This is a genomic window from Exilibacterium tricleocarpae, from assembly GCF_007004655.1.
In the GTDB taxonomy this organism is placed as follows: Bacteria; Pseudomonadota; Gammaproteobacteria; order Pseudomonadales; family Cellvibrionaceae; genus Exilibacterium; species Exilibacterium tricleocarpae.
In genome coordinates this window covers 30,150-44,015 of sequence record NZ_ML660092.1, presented here as the reverse complement: position 1 = coordinate 44,015, position 13,866 = coordinate 30,150, and the positions used below count along the sequence as shown (strand labels likewise).

The following is a 13,866-nucleotide window of genomic DNA, read 5'->3' as shown; positions in this document are numbered from 1 at the left end:
TTGCCGGCGCTGAACTGCCACCGCTGCCCTACAAGCCATCGACGTCCCCCATCGACCGCAGTCGCCAGATATCCCGGTTGTATTCTTCCATCGTTCGATCGGTGGAGAAGCGGCCGCTGGCGGCGCTGTTCATTATACTCATTCGCGTCCAGCGTGCCCGGTCCCGGTAGGCCGCAGCAGCACACACCTGGGCGTCGACAAAGGCGCGAAAATCCGCCGCCACCATCCAGGGGTCATGGGGACTGGTAATGGCGGCGATCAGGGGGTCGAAAATGCCTGCCTCACCACTATCGAACTCCCCGTCGCGCAACCGCTGCATCACCCGGGACAGATCGGCATCGGCGGCAATAAGCGCCTGCGGATCATAGCCCTGGCGGGCAGCTTCAACACCGGCAGCGGTGAGGCCGAAGAGAAAGAAATTGTCTTCACCCACTTCCTCGAGTATTTCCACGTTGGCGCCGTCGAGGGTGCCGATGGTGACGGCGCCGTTCATCATAAACTTCATATTGCCGGTGCCCGAAGCCTCTTTGCCGGCAGTGGATATCTGTGCGGACAGATCGGTGCCGGCACAGATAGTCTCCATGGTCGATACCCGGTAATTCGGCAAAAACGCCACTTTCAGCCGATCGCCCACCGCCGCGTCGGCATTGACCACCGCGGCGATGTTGTTGATAAATTTGATGATGCGCTTGGCGATAAAATAGCCCGGTGCCGCCTTGCCGCCGATCAGTACACAGCGCGGCGTCCAGTCGTCCACCGCGCCGCGCTTGATGCGGTCATAGAGGTGCACGATATGCAGGGCATTGAGTAATTGGCGCTTGTATTCGTGAATGCGCTTGACCTGCACATCGAACAGCGCGGCGCTGTCGAATGTCACGGCGCACTCGGCCTGTACCAGCTCCGCCAGGCGCCGCTTGTTTTCCTGCCTGACCCTGTGCCAGCGCTGCTGGAACTCACTGTCGTCGCCGTAGGCGCGCAACTGCTGCAGTTGGGAGAGATTGCGCACCCAGCCGGCGCCGATGGTTGCGGTGATCAGTCCGCTCAGGGCCGGGTTGCAACCGGCCAGCCAGCGACGCTGGGTCACACCGTTGGTCTTGTTGTTAAAGCGCTGCGGCCACAACTGATAGAAATCATTGAACAAACCCTGTTGCAGCAACTGCGAGTGCAGCGCGGCCACACCGTTGACGGAAAAACTGCCGACAATCGCCAGATAGGCCATCCGCACCTGCGGCCAATCGCCCTCCTCGATCAGCGACATGCGCCGCAACCGCTCCGCATCGCCGGGCCAGCGTTCGGCTACCTGGGACAGAAACCGCGCATTGATTTCATAGATAATGTCCAGCAAGCGGGGCAACAGCCGTTTAAACAACTCTACCGGCCACCTTTCCAGCGCCTCGGGCAGCAGCGTGTGGTTGGTGTAAGCCATGGTGCCGGTGGTGATGGTCCAGGCCTGGTCCCACTCCAACTGGTGCTCATCGATCAGCAACCGCATCAACTCCGCCACCGCACAACTCGGGTGGGTGTCGTTTAGTTGAAAGCAATTAAGCTCGGCAAAGCGGCTGAAGTCGCTGCCGTGGTTGTCCCGCCAGCGCGCGAGCACGTCCTGCAGGCTGGCCGAGGCGAGAAAGTACTGCTGGCGCAGCCGCAACTCCTTGCCGTTTTCACTGGCGTCGTTCGGGTAGAGAACGGTAGTAATATTTTCCGCGGCATTTTTGGCGGCCACGGATTCCGAATAGCGCCCGGCATTGAACTCGTTGAAATCGAATTCGTCAGTGGCCGCCGCCTTCCAGAGACGCAGGGTGTTGACCGTGGTATTGCGGTAACCGGGCACCGGTGTGTCGTAGGGTATGGCCAGCACATCGTGCGAGTCGATCCAGCGCACATGCTGGCGGCCGCGGGCATCGCGATGAAATTCACAGCGCCCGCCGAACTGGACCCGCCGGGCCCGCTCCGGGCGCTCCAGCTCCCAGGGGTTGCCGTCGCGCAGCCAGTGGTCCGGCTCCTCCACCTGCTCACCGTCGACGATATGCTGGCGAAACATACCGTATTCATACCGCAGGCCGTAACCCACCACCGGTAATTGCAGGGTGGCGCAACTGTCGAGAAAGCAGGCCGCCAGGCGCCCGAGGCCGCCGTTGCCGAGACCGGCATCGTGTTCCGCCTCCGCCAATGCCTCCAACTGCAGGCCGTGATCGCGCAATACGGCGGCGGCTGTCTCTGTCAAATCGAGGTTAAGGGCGGCGTTGCCCAGCGCCCTTCCCATCAGAAACTCCATGGACAGATAATAGGCGCAGCGCGTGTCGGGCGCCTCGCTGAGCGCCAGTGTCGCCTTCCAGCGCTCCACCAGGCGGTCCCGCAGGCACAGCGCCAGGGCCTGGTAGAGATCGTAGGCGTAAACCGGGCGCCGGCAGTCACGGCCCAACGTCAGTTCGTAGTGGTGGTGAAAGTCCTCCGCCAGACTGGCGGCATCCATCCCCAGCGGCGGCACCGGCGGCATGGTGCGATCGCCAGCCGGGGTAGAAGCGGGTTTGCTATCGGTACTCATTCAGTCACTCGTCCAATCATCTGTTTCTGTAACGCGGCGGGCACCGCTCCCACAGCACTGTTTTGGGGCGCATCCGGACCTTCAGAGATATAGAGTGGAGGGACCACACAAACGACCTCCGGACGCCGTTATCTCGCTTACTGGTATCAGTTGACGTTGTCGGGGCCAGATTGTGATTAAGCATCAGGCTATACGAAACGTCCCCGCTGTTTTTCTTCAGACCCCCTGCAGTTTCTTCGCAGTCTCCTCGCCATTCCTGCGCAGCCCTCCAGCCTTCTTCAATAATTTCTTGGTAATCTTTTGGTAATTCCTTAGCAATTTCTGTGCAAGCTCCGGCAGTCATCTGCGGCAGCAGACCACGGAGGTCGCAAGCATCACCACAACCTCCTGTTCGGCGCCGGATTTTATATGATTTATTAGCCTGCAACTATAGCAAGGATTCATACAGAATTGGGCAGAAGCCCCGCCGGAGTCACTCAATATCACCCACTTCTATAGTCAACCATCAGTAAAAACAAGTGTTTGCCGACAACATCTAACGGTAGTATCAGGCGACGTTTACGACCCGGAGCCCCCCAATGAGCGACCTTATTCTACATCACTACCCCGCCTCTCCCTTCGCCGAAAAGATTCGCGCCATCCTGGGCTATAAAGCGCTGCCTTACCGCAGTGTCCTGATCCCTTTGATCATGCCGAAACCCGACCTCACCGCACTCACGGGCGGCTACCGTAAAACGCCGGTGCTGCAAATCGGCTCACATATCTACTGCGACACCCGCCTGATGGCCAGGGTTCTGGACCAGCGGGCGCCGGAGCGGGCGCTGATTCCGTCGGGCCAGGAGGCCAGCGCCAATATCATGGCCCAGTGGATAGATGCCCAGGTGTTTGAGTTGAGTGTCGCCAGCGTGTTTTCCCCCGCCGGTATGGCGGCCCTAAAGCAACAGGTACCCGAAGATCGATTGCAGGCTCTGCTGGCCGATCGCATGGCCATGCGTAAAAACGCCGCCACACCGCCGGCAACCCCGGAAAAAGCCCAAGTGCTGCTGCCGGTCTATCTGTCGCAATTCGAACAGCAGCTTGCCGGCGGGTCAACGTTTCTGCTGGGACCGCAGCCGGCGCTGCCGGATTTCAGTCTCTATCACTGCGTTTGGTTTATAGCGGGCAACCCGGGGGTGGCACCGATGCTGGATGCCTACCCGCACCTGCAGGGCTGGCTGGCCAAAATGGCGGCGTTTGGCAAAGCCGGTAAAGCCGGCGCAGCAACGATGAGCAGCACCGAGGCACTGGCAGAGGCGAGCGACTGCGGCGCCGACTGCGATGCCGGCGAGTGGTGCGACAACCAGGGCCTGACTGCGGGCACCCGCGTCAGCGTGATGCCGGCCGACACCCGCCAGGACCCGGTGGAGGGCGAATTGGTGATCGCCAGGCTCGATGAGATCGCCGTGCGCCGCCAAGACGATCGCGCCGGCGCCGTGATCGTACATTTTCCCCGAGTGGGATATCAGGTGGCGGCAGTGTGAGTGCCGATTGATACCTGACTTAACAGCGCCGCCTCCTGCGGCACTCAGTCCCCACTGCCAAAGCGCTGTCGCAAAGCCAGGCGGTTGGTAAAGATCCGACCGCCGGGTATCGGCAGCCCGCTAAAGCGCCCTCCTCGGCGGGGGCGCGCCTCGCCTTCAGGCCCTGACTTCTCGACCGCTTCCACATCTTTGGTAGACATCCCGGCCCTTTGCTAAGCTTTAGCAGGAGGTGCCAGATGCGCCACTTTTCGTCTACCCGTGAAACAGGGAGCCACTATGTACCTAGTTCGCCAGCTCAGTATCCAGACCCGCTTGTGGCTGCAGCTCGGTATTGTGACAACCGGTCTGCTGTTGGTGATACTCGAGGGTCTGGCCCAACTCCATGCGGCGTTACTGGAAACCAAGTCCCAAAATACCGAGCTGCTGGTTGACGTCGCCTATAGCACCCTCGAACGCTACCATGCGCTGGAGGTATCCGGTGAGCTAAGCCGGGAAGAGGCCCAGGCAGCGGCCAAGTCACTGATATCCTCTCTGCGCTATGACGGTAATAATTATTTCTGGATTCAGGATATGCACCCCAGAATGATTATGCATCCGATTAAACCGGAACTGAACAATGCCGATCTTTCCACCAATACCGATGCCAAAGGTAAACGTCTCTTTGTTGAAATGGTAAAAGTCGTAAAAAGGCAGGGGGCCGGAATCGTGCCCTATATGTGGCCGATGCCGGGAAAAGAGGAACCTGCCGATAAAATATCCTATGTGAAAGGATTCAAACCCTGGGGCTGGGTCCTGGGCTCCGGCGTCTATATCGCCGATGTCAATACGGCCTATTGGGAAGCGGCGCCCGTGCCGATCACTATCGGTGTCGTTATCGTATTGTTGGTCGCAATACTCACACTCCTGCTGACCCGCACCATTATTACCCCCATCGCCCGGACGTCGGCCGCCCTGGATAATATCGCCGCAGGTGACGGTGATTTAACCCAGCGTTTAGACGAGACGGGTTCCGACGAAGTAGCTTCCATGGCGTCCAGTTTCAACGCTTTTGTCGATAAAATCGATAAAACCATTATCCAGGTCAAACAAGCCACCCAACCGCTGGAACAAGCGGCATCGCGCTTACAACAGTCGATGGAGCGCAGCCGGGATTCCATACAGCAACAGCAAAAAGAATCACAGGCTGTCGCCACCGCGATGACGGAAATGGTCGGCACGGTGAACGAGATAGCCAAAAATGCGGCCTCTGCCGCCGAGTCCGCGGCGGAGGCCAACCGCGAAGCGGATAGCGGCAATACCGTCGTGGTGGAGGCCACGGCCTCTGTGAACTCGCTGGCATCGGAGGTTAACCAGGCGGCCCAGGTTATCGACAACCTGAACAACCACACCCAGTCAATATCCTCCGTATTGGAGACCATCCGCAGTATTGCCGAACAGACCAACCTGCTCGCTCTCAACGCCGCTATCGAAGCGGCCCGGGCCGGTGAACAAGGTCGGGGCTTTGCCGTCGTCGCCGATGAAGTTCGCACGCTCGCGGCCCGAACGCAATCCTCTACCACAGAAATCCAAACGATGATTGAGTCCCTGCAATCCGGTAGCCTCGAAGCGGTCAAGGCGATGAGCAACAGTGAAAATACGACAGAAAGAACCGTGTCAAAAGCGGAAGAAGCCGGGCAGTCATTGACCAGTATTGTTTCTTCTATCACAGCCATCTCTGATATGAGTATTCAGATCGCCAGTGCCGCTGAAGAACAATCCGCTGTCGCCGCTGAAATCGATCGAAGTATCGTGATGATCGCTACGTTAACCAATCAGTCGTATGAGGAAATTGAAAATACTTCCTTGTCAAGCCGGGAATTGGAAGAACTCAGCATATCGCTGGGGGAATTGGTAGCCCAGTTTAAATTGAGCGCCTGATTTTTGGATACAAGGTTTGGCCGGTGCTCGTGAGCGGCAGGAGAAGCCAATAGCAACTGTCCCGATTGGGGCAACACACAACCGCCGGGCAAAGCTGGCACAACAGGGCAAACCCGCATGTGAACACAACTGCTGTTTTGTCCCCTGCCGTTGGGGTCTACGACAATCGACGATGGTCGCCGTCAAGCAGATCAAAGCATTACGTCCGGCTGCCTGCAACCCTGCGACGGCGGCGGGCTCCCCTCCTCGTTGATGATCCCGCCACTGTTCGAATTCATCTCCATATATCTTTACTCGAATGATGGAAATCGCACAGAATTCTGGTAACATTCCGCCACAGCGAGACGCGCTTGTGATGGGATGTAGTTAAATGCAGTTAAACGCAGTCAAATGCAGTTAGACATTTGGTTAGACATGACGAGAATGTGACTGGAGGCAAGTAGAAGTCATTACAGTCAACTCAGCTTTGCAGGAAATTTCCGCCGCTTTTCTGTCCCCTTATTGCAATATACAGCGCAACATTCCAGTGCAATGTTTAGCACGGTATGTGGGCTGGGTCACCGAAGCTCCGCGCGCAGCGACTTCAATGATGTAACGTGAATACATACCGGAGAGACTAAATGCTTAAGTCACTGTCTGCGGGATTACTGAGCCTATACGCGGCATGCAGCTTCGCATTGTCCGAGTGTCGCGACATCCCCGATGACCGCGAGCGCCTGGCCTGCTATGACGACCATGTGCGCCCAGCCGATCAAAAATCCGGTCCGCCGCCGGCTACCGGTAAAAAACCACAGAAGAAGACAGACTTTTCCCTGGACAGAATGAGTTTGCCGACAATTGCCAACTACTTCGATCAACAAAAAACCTTTGAACTGACACCTTACAAGGCCAACTACTTCCTTCCCGCTGCCTACAATGACAAACCCAACCAGGAACTCTGGGAGTTACTCAGGCCCGGTGCTGAAATCAACAATACCGAGGTCAAATTCCAGCTCAGCGGCAAGGTGAAGCTGTGGGACGATATGTACAGGGGCAATTGGGACCTGTGGGCGGGCTATACGCAGACCGCCTGGTGGCAGCTCTACAACAGCGACGAATCGTCACCGTTTCGCGAAACCAACTACAGCCCCGAGTTATCTGTGAGTTACTACTCCGATATCGACATTTTCGGCTTTACACTTGCGCAGACAGATATCGGCCTGGTACACCAGTCCAACGGTCGGGCCGAGCCGCTGTCGCGGAGCTGGAATAGGATTTATGCACAATTCAACTTTATCAAAGGCAACTATTTTATTTCCCTCAAGCCCTGGTACCGAATTCCAGAGGACGAGGATGAGGACGACAATCGCGACATCGACGATTTTATGGGTTACGGGGAATATCAGGTTACCTATAAAAAAGACAAACACCTGCTCAGCTTTATGCTGCGCAACAACTTACGCGGGGACGACAACCGCGGCGGCGCGGAACTGGCCTGGGCGTTTCCCATCAAAGGTGCCGTTAAGGGCTACCTGCAATACTACAACGGTTACGGCGAGAGCCTGATGAACTATAATCACGCCGTAAACCGCTTAAGCCTGGGGATATTGATTTTCGACTGGTTTTGATAGTCTGCCGTAAAACACTGTCGGGGCCACGCTATGAATCCCGACCACGACGTAGATTTATTCTACCGAGGAAAATAAGCAAAGCCCCAATGACTGCAACCATGCAAAAATTCAGCCCGCCACTTTCAGATGGAACAATTTTATAGAAAGTATTTGCGTCGCTATTGGTCAACCACCCGCCAACGGTTTCCCAGAAGTTGACGGGCAAAAATTCAGCCAATGACGATATGATTGAAAGAGCCAACAAAGCATATCCGGTTCTTATCAGCCAAATCGACAGCGGCCGCGTATCATTGATCACTTTGCGTCCGCGCCGGCAACACCAGTTCTTCCAACCCCCGGCGCGGCGGCCGATACTGATTGACCTTGTCATCGCTCGGATAACCGAGCGACACCCCGCACAGCAGTTGGTAGTCATCGGGAATCGCAAAGTGACGCTCCAGCGGCGAGCGCCACATGGCCAGGGCACCCTGGGCGCAACTGCCGAGCCCCTCGGCGGTGGCAGCCAGCATCAGTGTCTGCAAAAAAATACCCGCATCCAGGGCACTGTACACCCCCAGCCCTTTATGCATAAAAACAAACAGCGCTACGGGCGCGTCAAAGAAACTGAAATTGCGGGCCATTTGTTCGTCGCGGGCGCGGTAATCCTGCCGGGCAATCCCCAGCGTGTCGTACAGCCCCAGACCGGTCCTTGAACGGCGTCGCTGTAATTCCTCGGGATACTTCAACACCGGCCGGAAGTCGCCGTCCGGCATATCTTTATTGACCAGCCAGGCAAAGAGTTTTTGCCAACCGGCAGAACGCCGCAATGCATTGATCCGCCAAAATTTTTGCGGCAACTCGACGCGCAGCGTTTCGATCAATTCACCCTGGGCTATGGCAACGCGGTAGGGTTGGGTGTTGGACCAACTGGGGGACTCGAGCGCCTGCCGCAATATTCTGCCGAGCACGTCCCGCTCCACGGGCCGCTTTGAGAAAGCGCGAATACTGCGACGCGATTGATTGGCTGCACTGAAATCCATAGCGGGACCTGTACCTAACGGCACTTACTTAAAAGAACTGGCACAACTTATCGACCCTCACGTTATCGCTACTCTTTCCAGGCAAGCCCCAACTTAAACAGCGCCGCCACCGACAAGGCATCGGTGATTTCGCCGGTCATGGCCATGGCAATGGCCTCGGTCAGCGGCAGGCGCCGGATTTCGATATCCTCGGTATCTTCGTGACAGGTGACACCCTGAGAGAGACCGCGGGCGACATAAACCACCGCACACTCATCGGTAACCGAGTTTGAGGTGTGCAGCCGCAGCAGCTCCTCCCAGTGGGTCGCCCGCAACCCGGTTTCCTCGGCCAGCTCCCGCTCGGCCGCCGCCCGCGGGTCTTCGTTAACGGGCGCGCCGCCCTCGGGAATTTCCCAGGTGTACGCATCCAGCGTATAGCGGCTCTGCCTGACCAGCCAGGTAAACCCCTCCTCATCGACCGGCACCACACCCACAGCCAGATTCTTGAAATGCACCACGCCGTAGATGCCCGCCGTGCCCGCCGGGGTGATCACGTCCTCATGCGTGACCCTGATCCAGGGGTTGTCGTAAACTTCAGTCGCCGACGTCTGCCGCCAGCCACCGATCTTTTTTACCGTCACTTCACTTACCTCACAGGAAATCCGGGCCCCCGGTAATGTACTATGTCCATCCCACTAGCCGCCAGTGTCAATGGCACTGTGCAGCGGCTGCGGGCGGCCGGACAGAGCCCGCTGGCGATATTCTTTCGGCGTTGCGTCGAAATGCTTCTTGAATACCGCGTACATATACTGCAGCGAGGGGTAGCCGCAGATATTCGCCACCTCGGCAATCGCCGGACTGTCCGACTGCAGCATCAGGCAGGCTTTTTCCAGCTTGGCGTTGTGAATTTCGTGGTGCAGCGTGTGCCCTACCTCATCTTTGAAGCGCTTCTCCAGATTGGACCGCGAGACACCGACATAATCGAGCACCTGGTCGACCTTGATACCCTTGCAGGCATTTTGGCGAATAAAGTGCATAGCCTGCATGACATCGGGATGGCGCAGCGCTTTAAAATCCGTAGACTGCCGCGCAGCAACGCCAGTAGCGGGAACCAATAAGCGCCGCCGGCCGATATCGCGCCCGCTCAACGCCAGATGCAACAGCCGCGCGGCGTGATAGCCCATATCGCGACAGCCCTGGGACACCGAGCTGAGACTGATGCGGCTGAGATGGCGGGCAATTTCATCGTCGTCGATGCCGATCACGCCGACCCGATCCGGCACCAGCAGTTCGGCCTCCTCGCAGGCCTGCAGCAAATGTCGCGCACGGGCATCGGTGACGGCGACAATGCCGATCGGCGTCGGCAGCCGCAGCAGCCAGTCGGCCAGGCGATTCATGGTGTAGTGCCAGGTCTGCGGCGCCGTCTCCCGGCCCCGGTAAACCTGGCACTCATAGCCGTCGGCCTGGGTCAATGCCAGCATGGCCTGCTCGCGCTCGCGGCCCCAGCGGTTACCCGGATGCGGCGGCAGGCCGTAAAACGCGAAACGTTCGAATCCCTTGTGTTTTAGATGTGCGTAGGCGGTTTTTACCAGATCGTAGTTGTCGGTGGCCACATAGGGCACAGGCGGGTAGTCGTCCTCGTTCATATACGAGCCGCCCACCGCGATGACCGGCACCTGGCTGTGGCTGAGGGCCGCGGCAACATCCGGATCGTCAAAGTCGGCAATCACCCCGTCGCCTTTCCAGTCGCGAATCTTATGCAGACGCACATGGAAGTCTTCTTCCAGGTACACATCCCAGCCCACCTTCGACGCCTGCAGATAGCGCCCGATCCCTTCAATCACCTGGCGATCGTAGGCCTTGTTGGCGTTGAACAACAGGGTAATGCTGAGTCTGCTTTGGGGCATGGATACACCTCACGGCTGAGCGGTTAGTTTAAAACCAGAGCGGGCAGCATTTGAATAGTGATATTCGGAAAATCCGTTACGGAATTTCATAATTGCAAGTGCCGCCGATAGCACCAAAGATAAACCCACGAATCCTTATGCAGACCAGTGGGGCCGACCGACATTATGTATTTGGGTATTGATTTAGGCACCTCCGGCGTGAAGGCTGTGTTAATCGACGATGCCGGCGAGCTGCTTGACAGCGCAACGGTAGCACTGGCGGTTTCCCGCCCGCAACCACTGTGGTCGGAACAGGACCCGCACGACTGGTGGCAAGCCTGCGAGCAGGCGGTAACGGCTCTGGGCCGCACCCAATCGCTGCGCAAAGTGGCCGCTATCGGCCTCAGCGGCCAGATGCACGGCGCCACCCTGCTGGACGCCGCCGGCACCGTGTTGCGCCCGGCCATCCTCTGGAACGACGGCCGCTGCGCCGCCGAGTGCGAGGCCATGGAGCAGTTGGTCCCCGCCGCCCGGGCGCTTACCGGCAATATCGTCATGCCCGGTTTTACCGCACCGAAGCTGCTGTGGCTGCAGCGCCATGAAGCGGCGCTGTGCCGGCGCATCGACAAGGTACTGCTGCCCAAGGACTACCTGCGTTACCGCATGACCGGCGACTTTGCCAGTGATATGTCCGATGCCGCCGGCACGGCCTGGCTGGATGTGGGGCGGCGGCGCTGGAACGACGACCTGCTCGCGGCCTGCGGCCTGACCAGCGCCCAGATGCCGGGGCTCCACGAGGGCAGTGATATCACCGGGCAATTGAGCGCCGCCGTCGCCGCGCGCTGGGGCATGGCGCAGGTGCCGGTGGCCGCCGGCGGCGGCGACAATGCCGCCGGGGCGGTGGGCGTGGGCATAGTGCGCCCAGGCCAGGCCATGCTCTCGCTTGGAACTTCCGGCGTCTACTTTGTCGTCAGCGACGGCTTTCACAGTAATCCGGCGGCCGCAGTGCACAGTTTCTGCCACGCCCTGCCCGCCACCTGGCACCTGATGTCGGTGATGCTGAGCGCCGCCAGTTGCCTGGACTGGGCGGCAAAGCTGACCGGTATCCGGGATATTGCCAAGCTGGTGGCGGCTGCGGAACAATCGGCAAAAACCGCCACCCAAGCCTGGTTTCTGCCCTATTTGTCCGGTGAGCGCACACCGCACAATAACCCCCGGGCCAGGGGGGTGCTGTTCGGCCTCGGCCATGACAGTGATGCGGCGCAGATTGCCCAGGCGGTATTGGAGGGGGTGGGGTTCGGACTTGCCGATGGTATGGACGCACTGCACGCAACCGGCCTGCAACCGCGGGAGATCACCCTGATCGGCGGCGGCAGCCGCAGCCACTACTGGCGCCAGATGCTGGCCGATATCCTCGCCCGCCCGCTGACCTATCGCCAGGGCGGCACAGTCGGGCCGGCCCTGGGCGCGGCGCGCCTGGCGCAACTGGCCAGCGCCCGCGGGCGCACGCTGGACGACGTCTGCCCGGTGCCGGAACAGGTACAGACCTACCGGCCCACTGCCGCGGCCAGCGACTACTTTGCCGGGCGCCGCGAGACATTCAAGCAGTTGTATCGCCAACTGGCACCGGCTTTTCCAGCGCTTTGATCACGTCCCCTCTCACCGACACCCGTGCTCAACCGCATAAAGCCGTCAGCCATCCGACCTCGCCCCACCAGGCAAGGGGTCGCTACGCCATCCGTGGCCCGCTGCCGGCCATGGTCGTGGACGGCACATCGCTTTCGACCACAGGGCAGCAATGAAGAAAAACCGGAAGAAGGAACGGAAAAATCATAATTGCCGAGCGCCGCCGCAGCGACGAAGATTTATATCAGCACCCCGGCGCACCGATACCCGCGCCGCAAACACCTCACCATCAGGGACGAGCAGCATCGACGGAGAAACGACATGTCTGCCTATTTTGAAAAACTCGACCGGGTCGGCTTCGAAGGGCCGCAGTCCGACAACCCGCTGGCGTTTCGCCATTACGACGCCGGCAGGATCATCTTGGGAAAAACCATGGCAGAACACCTGCGCTTCGGGGTGTGTTACTGGCACAATTTCTGTTGGAACGGCGTTGACGTGTTTGGCGCGCCCACTTTCGAGCGCCCTTGGCACGAGGCCGGCGACGCACTGGAAAGAGCGCGGCAAAAAGCCGATGTGGCCTTTGAGTTTATCGGCAAGCTGGGGGCGCAGTATTATACATTTCACGATATCGATGTCGCCCCCGAGGGCGGCAGCCAGCGGGAATATCTCCAAAACTTCCAGGCCATGACCGAGTACCTGGGTGAAAAACAACAGGCCACCGGGATTGGACTACTCTGGGGCACCGCCAATTTATTCAGCCATCCGCGCTATGCCGCGGGCGCGGCCACCAACCCCGACCCGAGCGTGTTCGCCTGCGCCGCCAACCAGGTCTTCCACGCGCTGAACGCCACCCGTTATCTCGGCGGCGCCAACTATGTCATGTGGGGCGGGCGCGAGGGCTACGAGACGCTGCTCAATACCGACCTGCGCCAGGAGCGCGAACAGTTGGGCCGCTTTATGCAGATGGTGGTCGAACACAAGCACAAAATCGGTTTCAGCGGCACATTGCTGATCGAACCGAAACCGCAGGAACCCACCAAACATCAGTACGACTATGACACCGCGGCGGTGTTTGGTTTTCTCAAGCAGTATGGGCTGGAGAAAGAAATCAAAGTCAATATCGAGGCCAACCACGCCACGCTTTCCGGCCACTCTTTTCACCACGAGGTCGCCACGGCTATCAGCCTCGGTATTTTCGGCAGCCTCGACGCCAACCGCGGCGACCCGCAGCTCGGCTGGGACACCGACCAGTTTCCCAACAGTGTGGAAGAAATGACGTTGATTATGTATGAGATTCTGAAATCGGGCGGTTTTTCCAGCGGTGGCCTCAACTTCGATGCGAAGCTGCGCCGCCAGAGCGTCGATAAATACGATCTGTTCCACGGCCATATCGGCGCTATGGACACCTGTGCACTGGCATTGGAGAAGGCTGCCGGGCTGATTGAAAACGATAGGCTCAGCGAGTTTGTGTGCAAGCGCTACGCCGGCTGGAGCCGGCCGCTCGGCAAAGCTATTCTGGAGGGTGAAAAATCCCTGGCAGACCTGGCCGAATTGGCGCTGGAGCAGGAGCTGGCGCCCCGGCATAGCAGCGGCGGTCAGGAGTATTTGGAAAATATCTTGAATAAAATCATCTATGGATAGTGGCGGCGCTCGCTTGTCGCGCCTACTTTCGCTTGAGACGACAGTAGACGCCCAAAGCGAGTGCCGTTAGCTACCGATTAGTGGGTAACACGCTTTTAGAAGCGATAGAGCTTTATATTCTTC

At 58.8% G+C, this 13,866-nt stretch carries 10 protein-coding genes; 5 read left to right on the top strand and 5 right to left on the bottom strand.

Features of this window, described 5'->3' with window-relative positions; all coding sequences use genetic code 11:
* Positions 1-28: 28 nt before the first annotated feature.
* On the bottom strand, positions 29-2,545 hold the full coding sequence (locus FKG94_RS10330; RefSeq protein ID WP_179957585.1) for a glycogen/starch/alpha-glucan phosphorylase: 2,517 nt from the start codon (positions 2,543-2,545) through the stop codon (positions 29-31).
* A 578-nt stretch (positions 2,546-3,123) separates the two neighbouring features.
* Between FKG94_RS10330 and FKG94_RS10325 the strand changes: the two genes are divergently transcribed.
* Entirely contained in the window at positions 3,124-4,065 is a 942-nt protein-coding gene (locus tag FKG94_RS10325) for a glutathione S-transferase family protein (RefSeq protein ID WP_142904157.1), read from the top strand.
* Between the two features lie 44 nt (positions 4,066-4,109).
* On the opposite strand, the gene FKG94_RS28730 is transcribed toward FKG94_RS10325, so the two are convergent.
* The gene (locus tag FKG94_RS28730; protein ID WP_179957584.1) at positions 4,110-4,265 is read right to left on the bottom strand and encodes a hypothetical protein; all 156 of its coding nucleotides are present in this window, start codon (positions 4,263-4,265) and stop codon (positions 4,110-4,112) included.
* Between the two features lie 76 nt (positions 4,266-4,341).
* Here FKG94_RS28730 and FKG94_RS10320 point away from each other — a divergent pair, with 76 nt between their 5' ends.
* Together FKG94_RS10320 and FKG94_RS10315 are read left to right on the top strand one after the other, a co-directional pair.
* Positions 4,342-5,982 carry a methyl-accepting chemotaxis protein gene (locus FKG94_RS10320; protein ID WP_142904156.1) on the top strand — a complete coding sequence of 547 codons (1,641 nt, stop codon included), beginning with the start codon at positions 4,342-4,344 and terminating at the stop codon, positions 5,980-5,982.
* Between the two features lie 620 nt (positions 5,983-6,602).
* Positions 6,603-7,589, top strand: a complete 987-nt coding sequence (locus tag FKG94_RS10315; protein WP_142904155.1) for a phospholipase A — start codon at positions 6,603-6,605, stop codon at positions 7,587-7,589.
* 290 nt (positions 7,590-7,879) lie between these two features.
* Here FKG94_RS10315 and FKG94_RS10310 read toward each other — a convergent pair whose 3' ends face one another.
* The 3 genes from FKG94_RS10310 to FKG94_RS10300 all read right to left on the bottom strand — a co-directional run bounded on the left by FKG94_RS10310 (position 7,880) and on the right by FKG94_RS10300 (position 10,497).
* A complete protein-coding gene (locus FKG94_RS10310) occupies positions 7,880-8,611 on the bottom strand; it encodes a nitroreductase (RefSeq protein WP_142904154.1) in 732 nt (243 codons plus the stop codon).
* A gap of 68 nt (positions 8,612-8,679) precedes the next feature.
* Positions 8,680-9,231 (bottom strand): NUDIX domain-containing protein, encoded by a 552-nt coding sequence (locus FKG94_RS10305; protein ID WP_142904153.1) that lies wholly within the window; start codon positions 9,229-9,231, stop codon positions 8,680-8,682.
* Between the two features lie 54 nt (positions 9,232-9,285).
* Positions 9,286-10,497 carry a XylR family transcriptional regulator gene (locus tag FKG94_RS10300; protein ID WP_142904152.1) on the bottom strand — a complete coding sequence of 404 codons (1,212 nt, stop codon included), beginning with the start codon at positions 10,495-10,497 and terminating at the stop codon, positions 9,286-9,288.
* Positions 10,498-10,662: 165 nt separating this feature from the next.
* On the opposite strand from FKG94_RS10300, the gene xylB reads away from it, so the two are divergent.
* On the top strand, positions 10,663-12,123 hold the full coding sequence (xylB, locus tag FKG94_RS10295) for a xylulokinase (protein WP_142904151.1): 1,461 nt from the start codon (positions 10,663-10,665) through the stop codon (positions 12,121-12,123).
* A 300-nt stretch (positions 12,124-12,423) separates the two neighbouring features.
* A complete protein-coding gene (xylA, locus tag FKG94_RS10290) occupies positions 12,424-13,743 on the top strand; it encodes a xylose isomerase (protein ID WP_142904150.1) in 1,320 nt (439 codons plus the stop codon).
* The last annotated feature ends 123 nt before the right edge of the window (positions 13,744-13,866 follow it).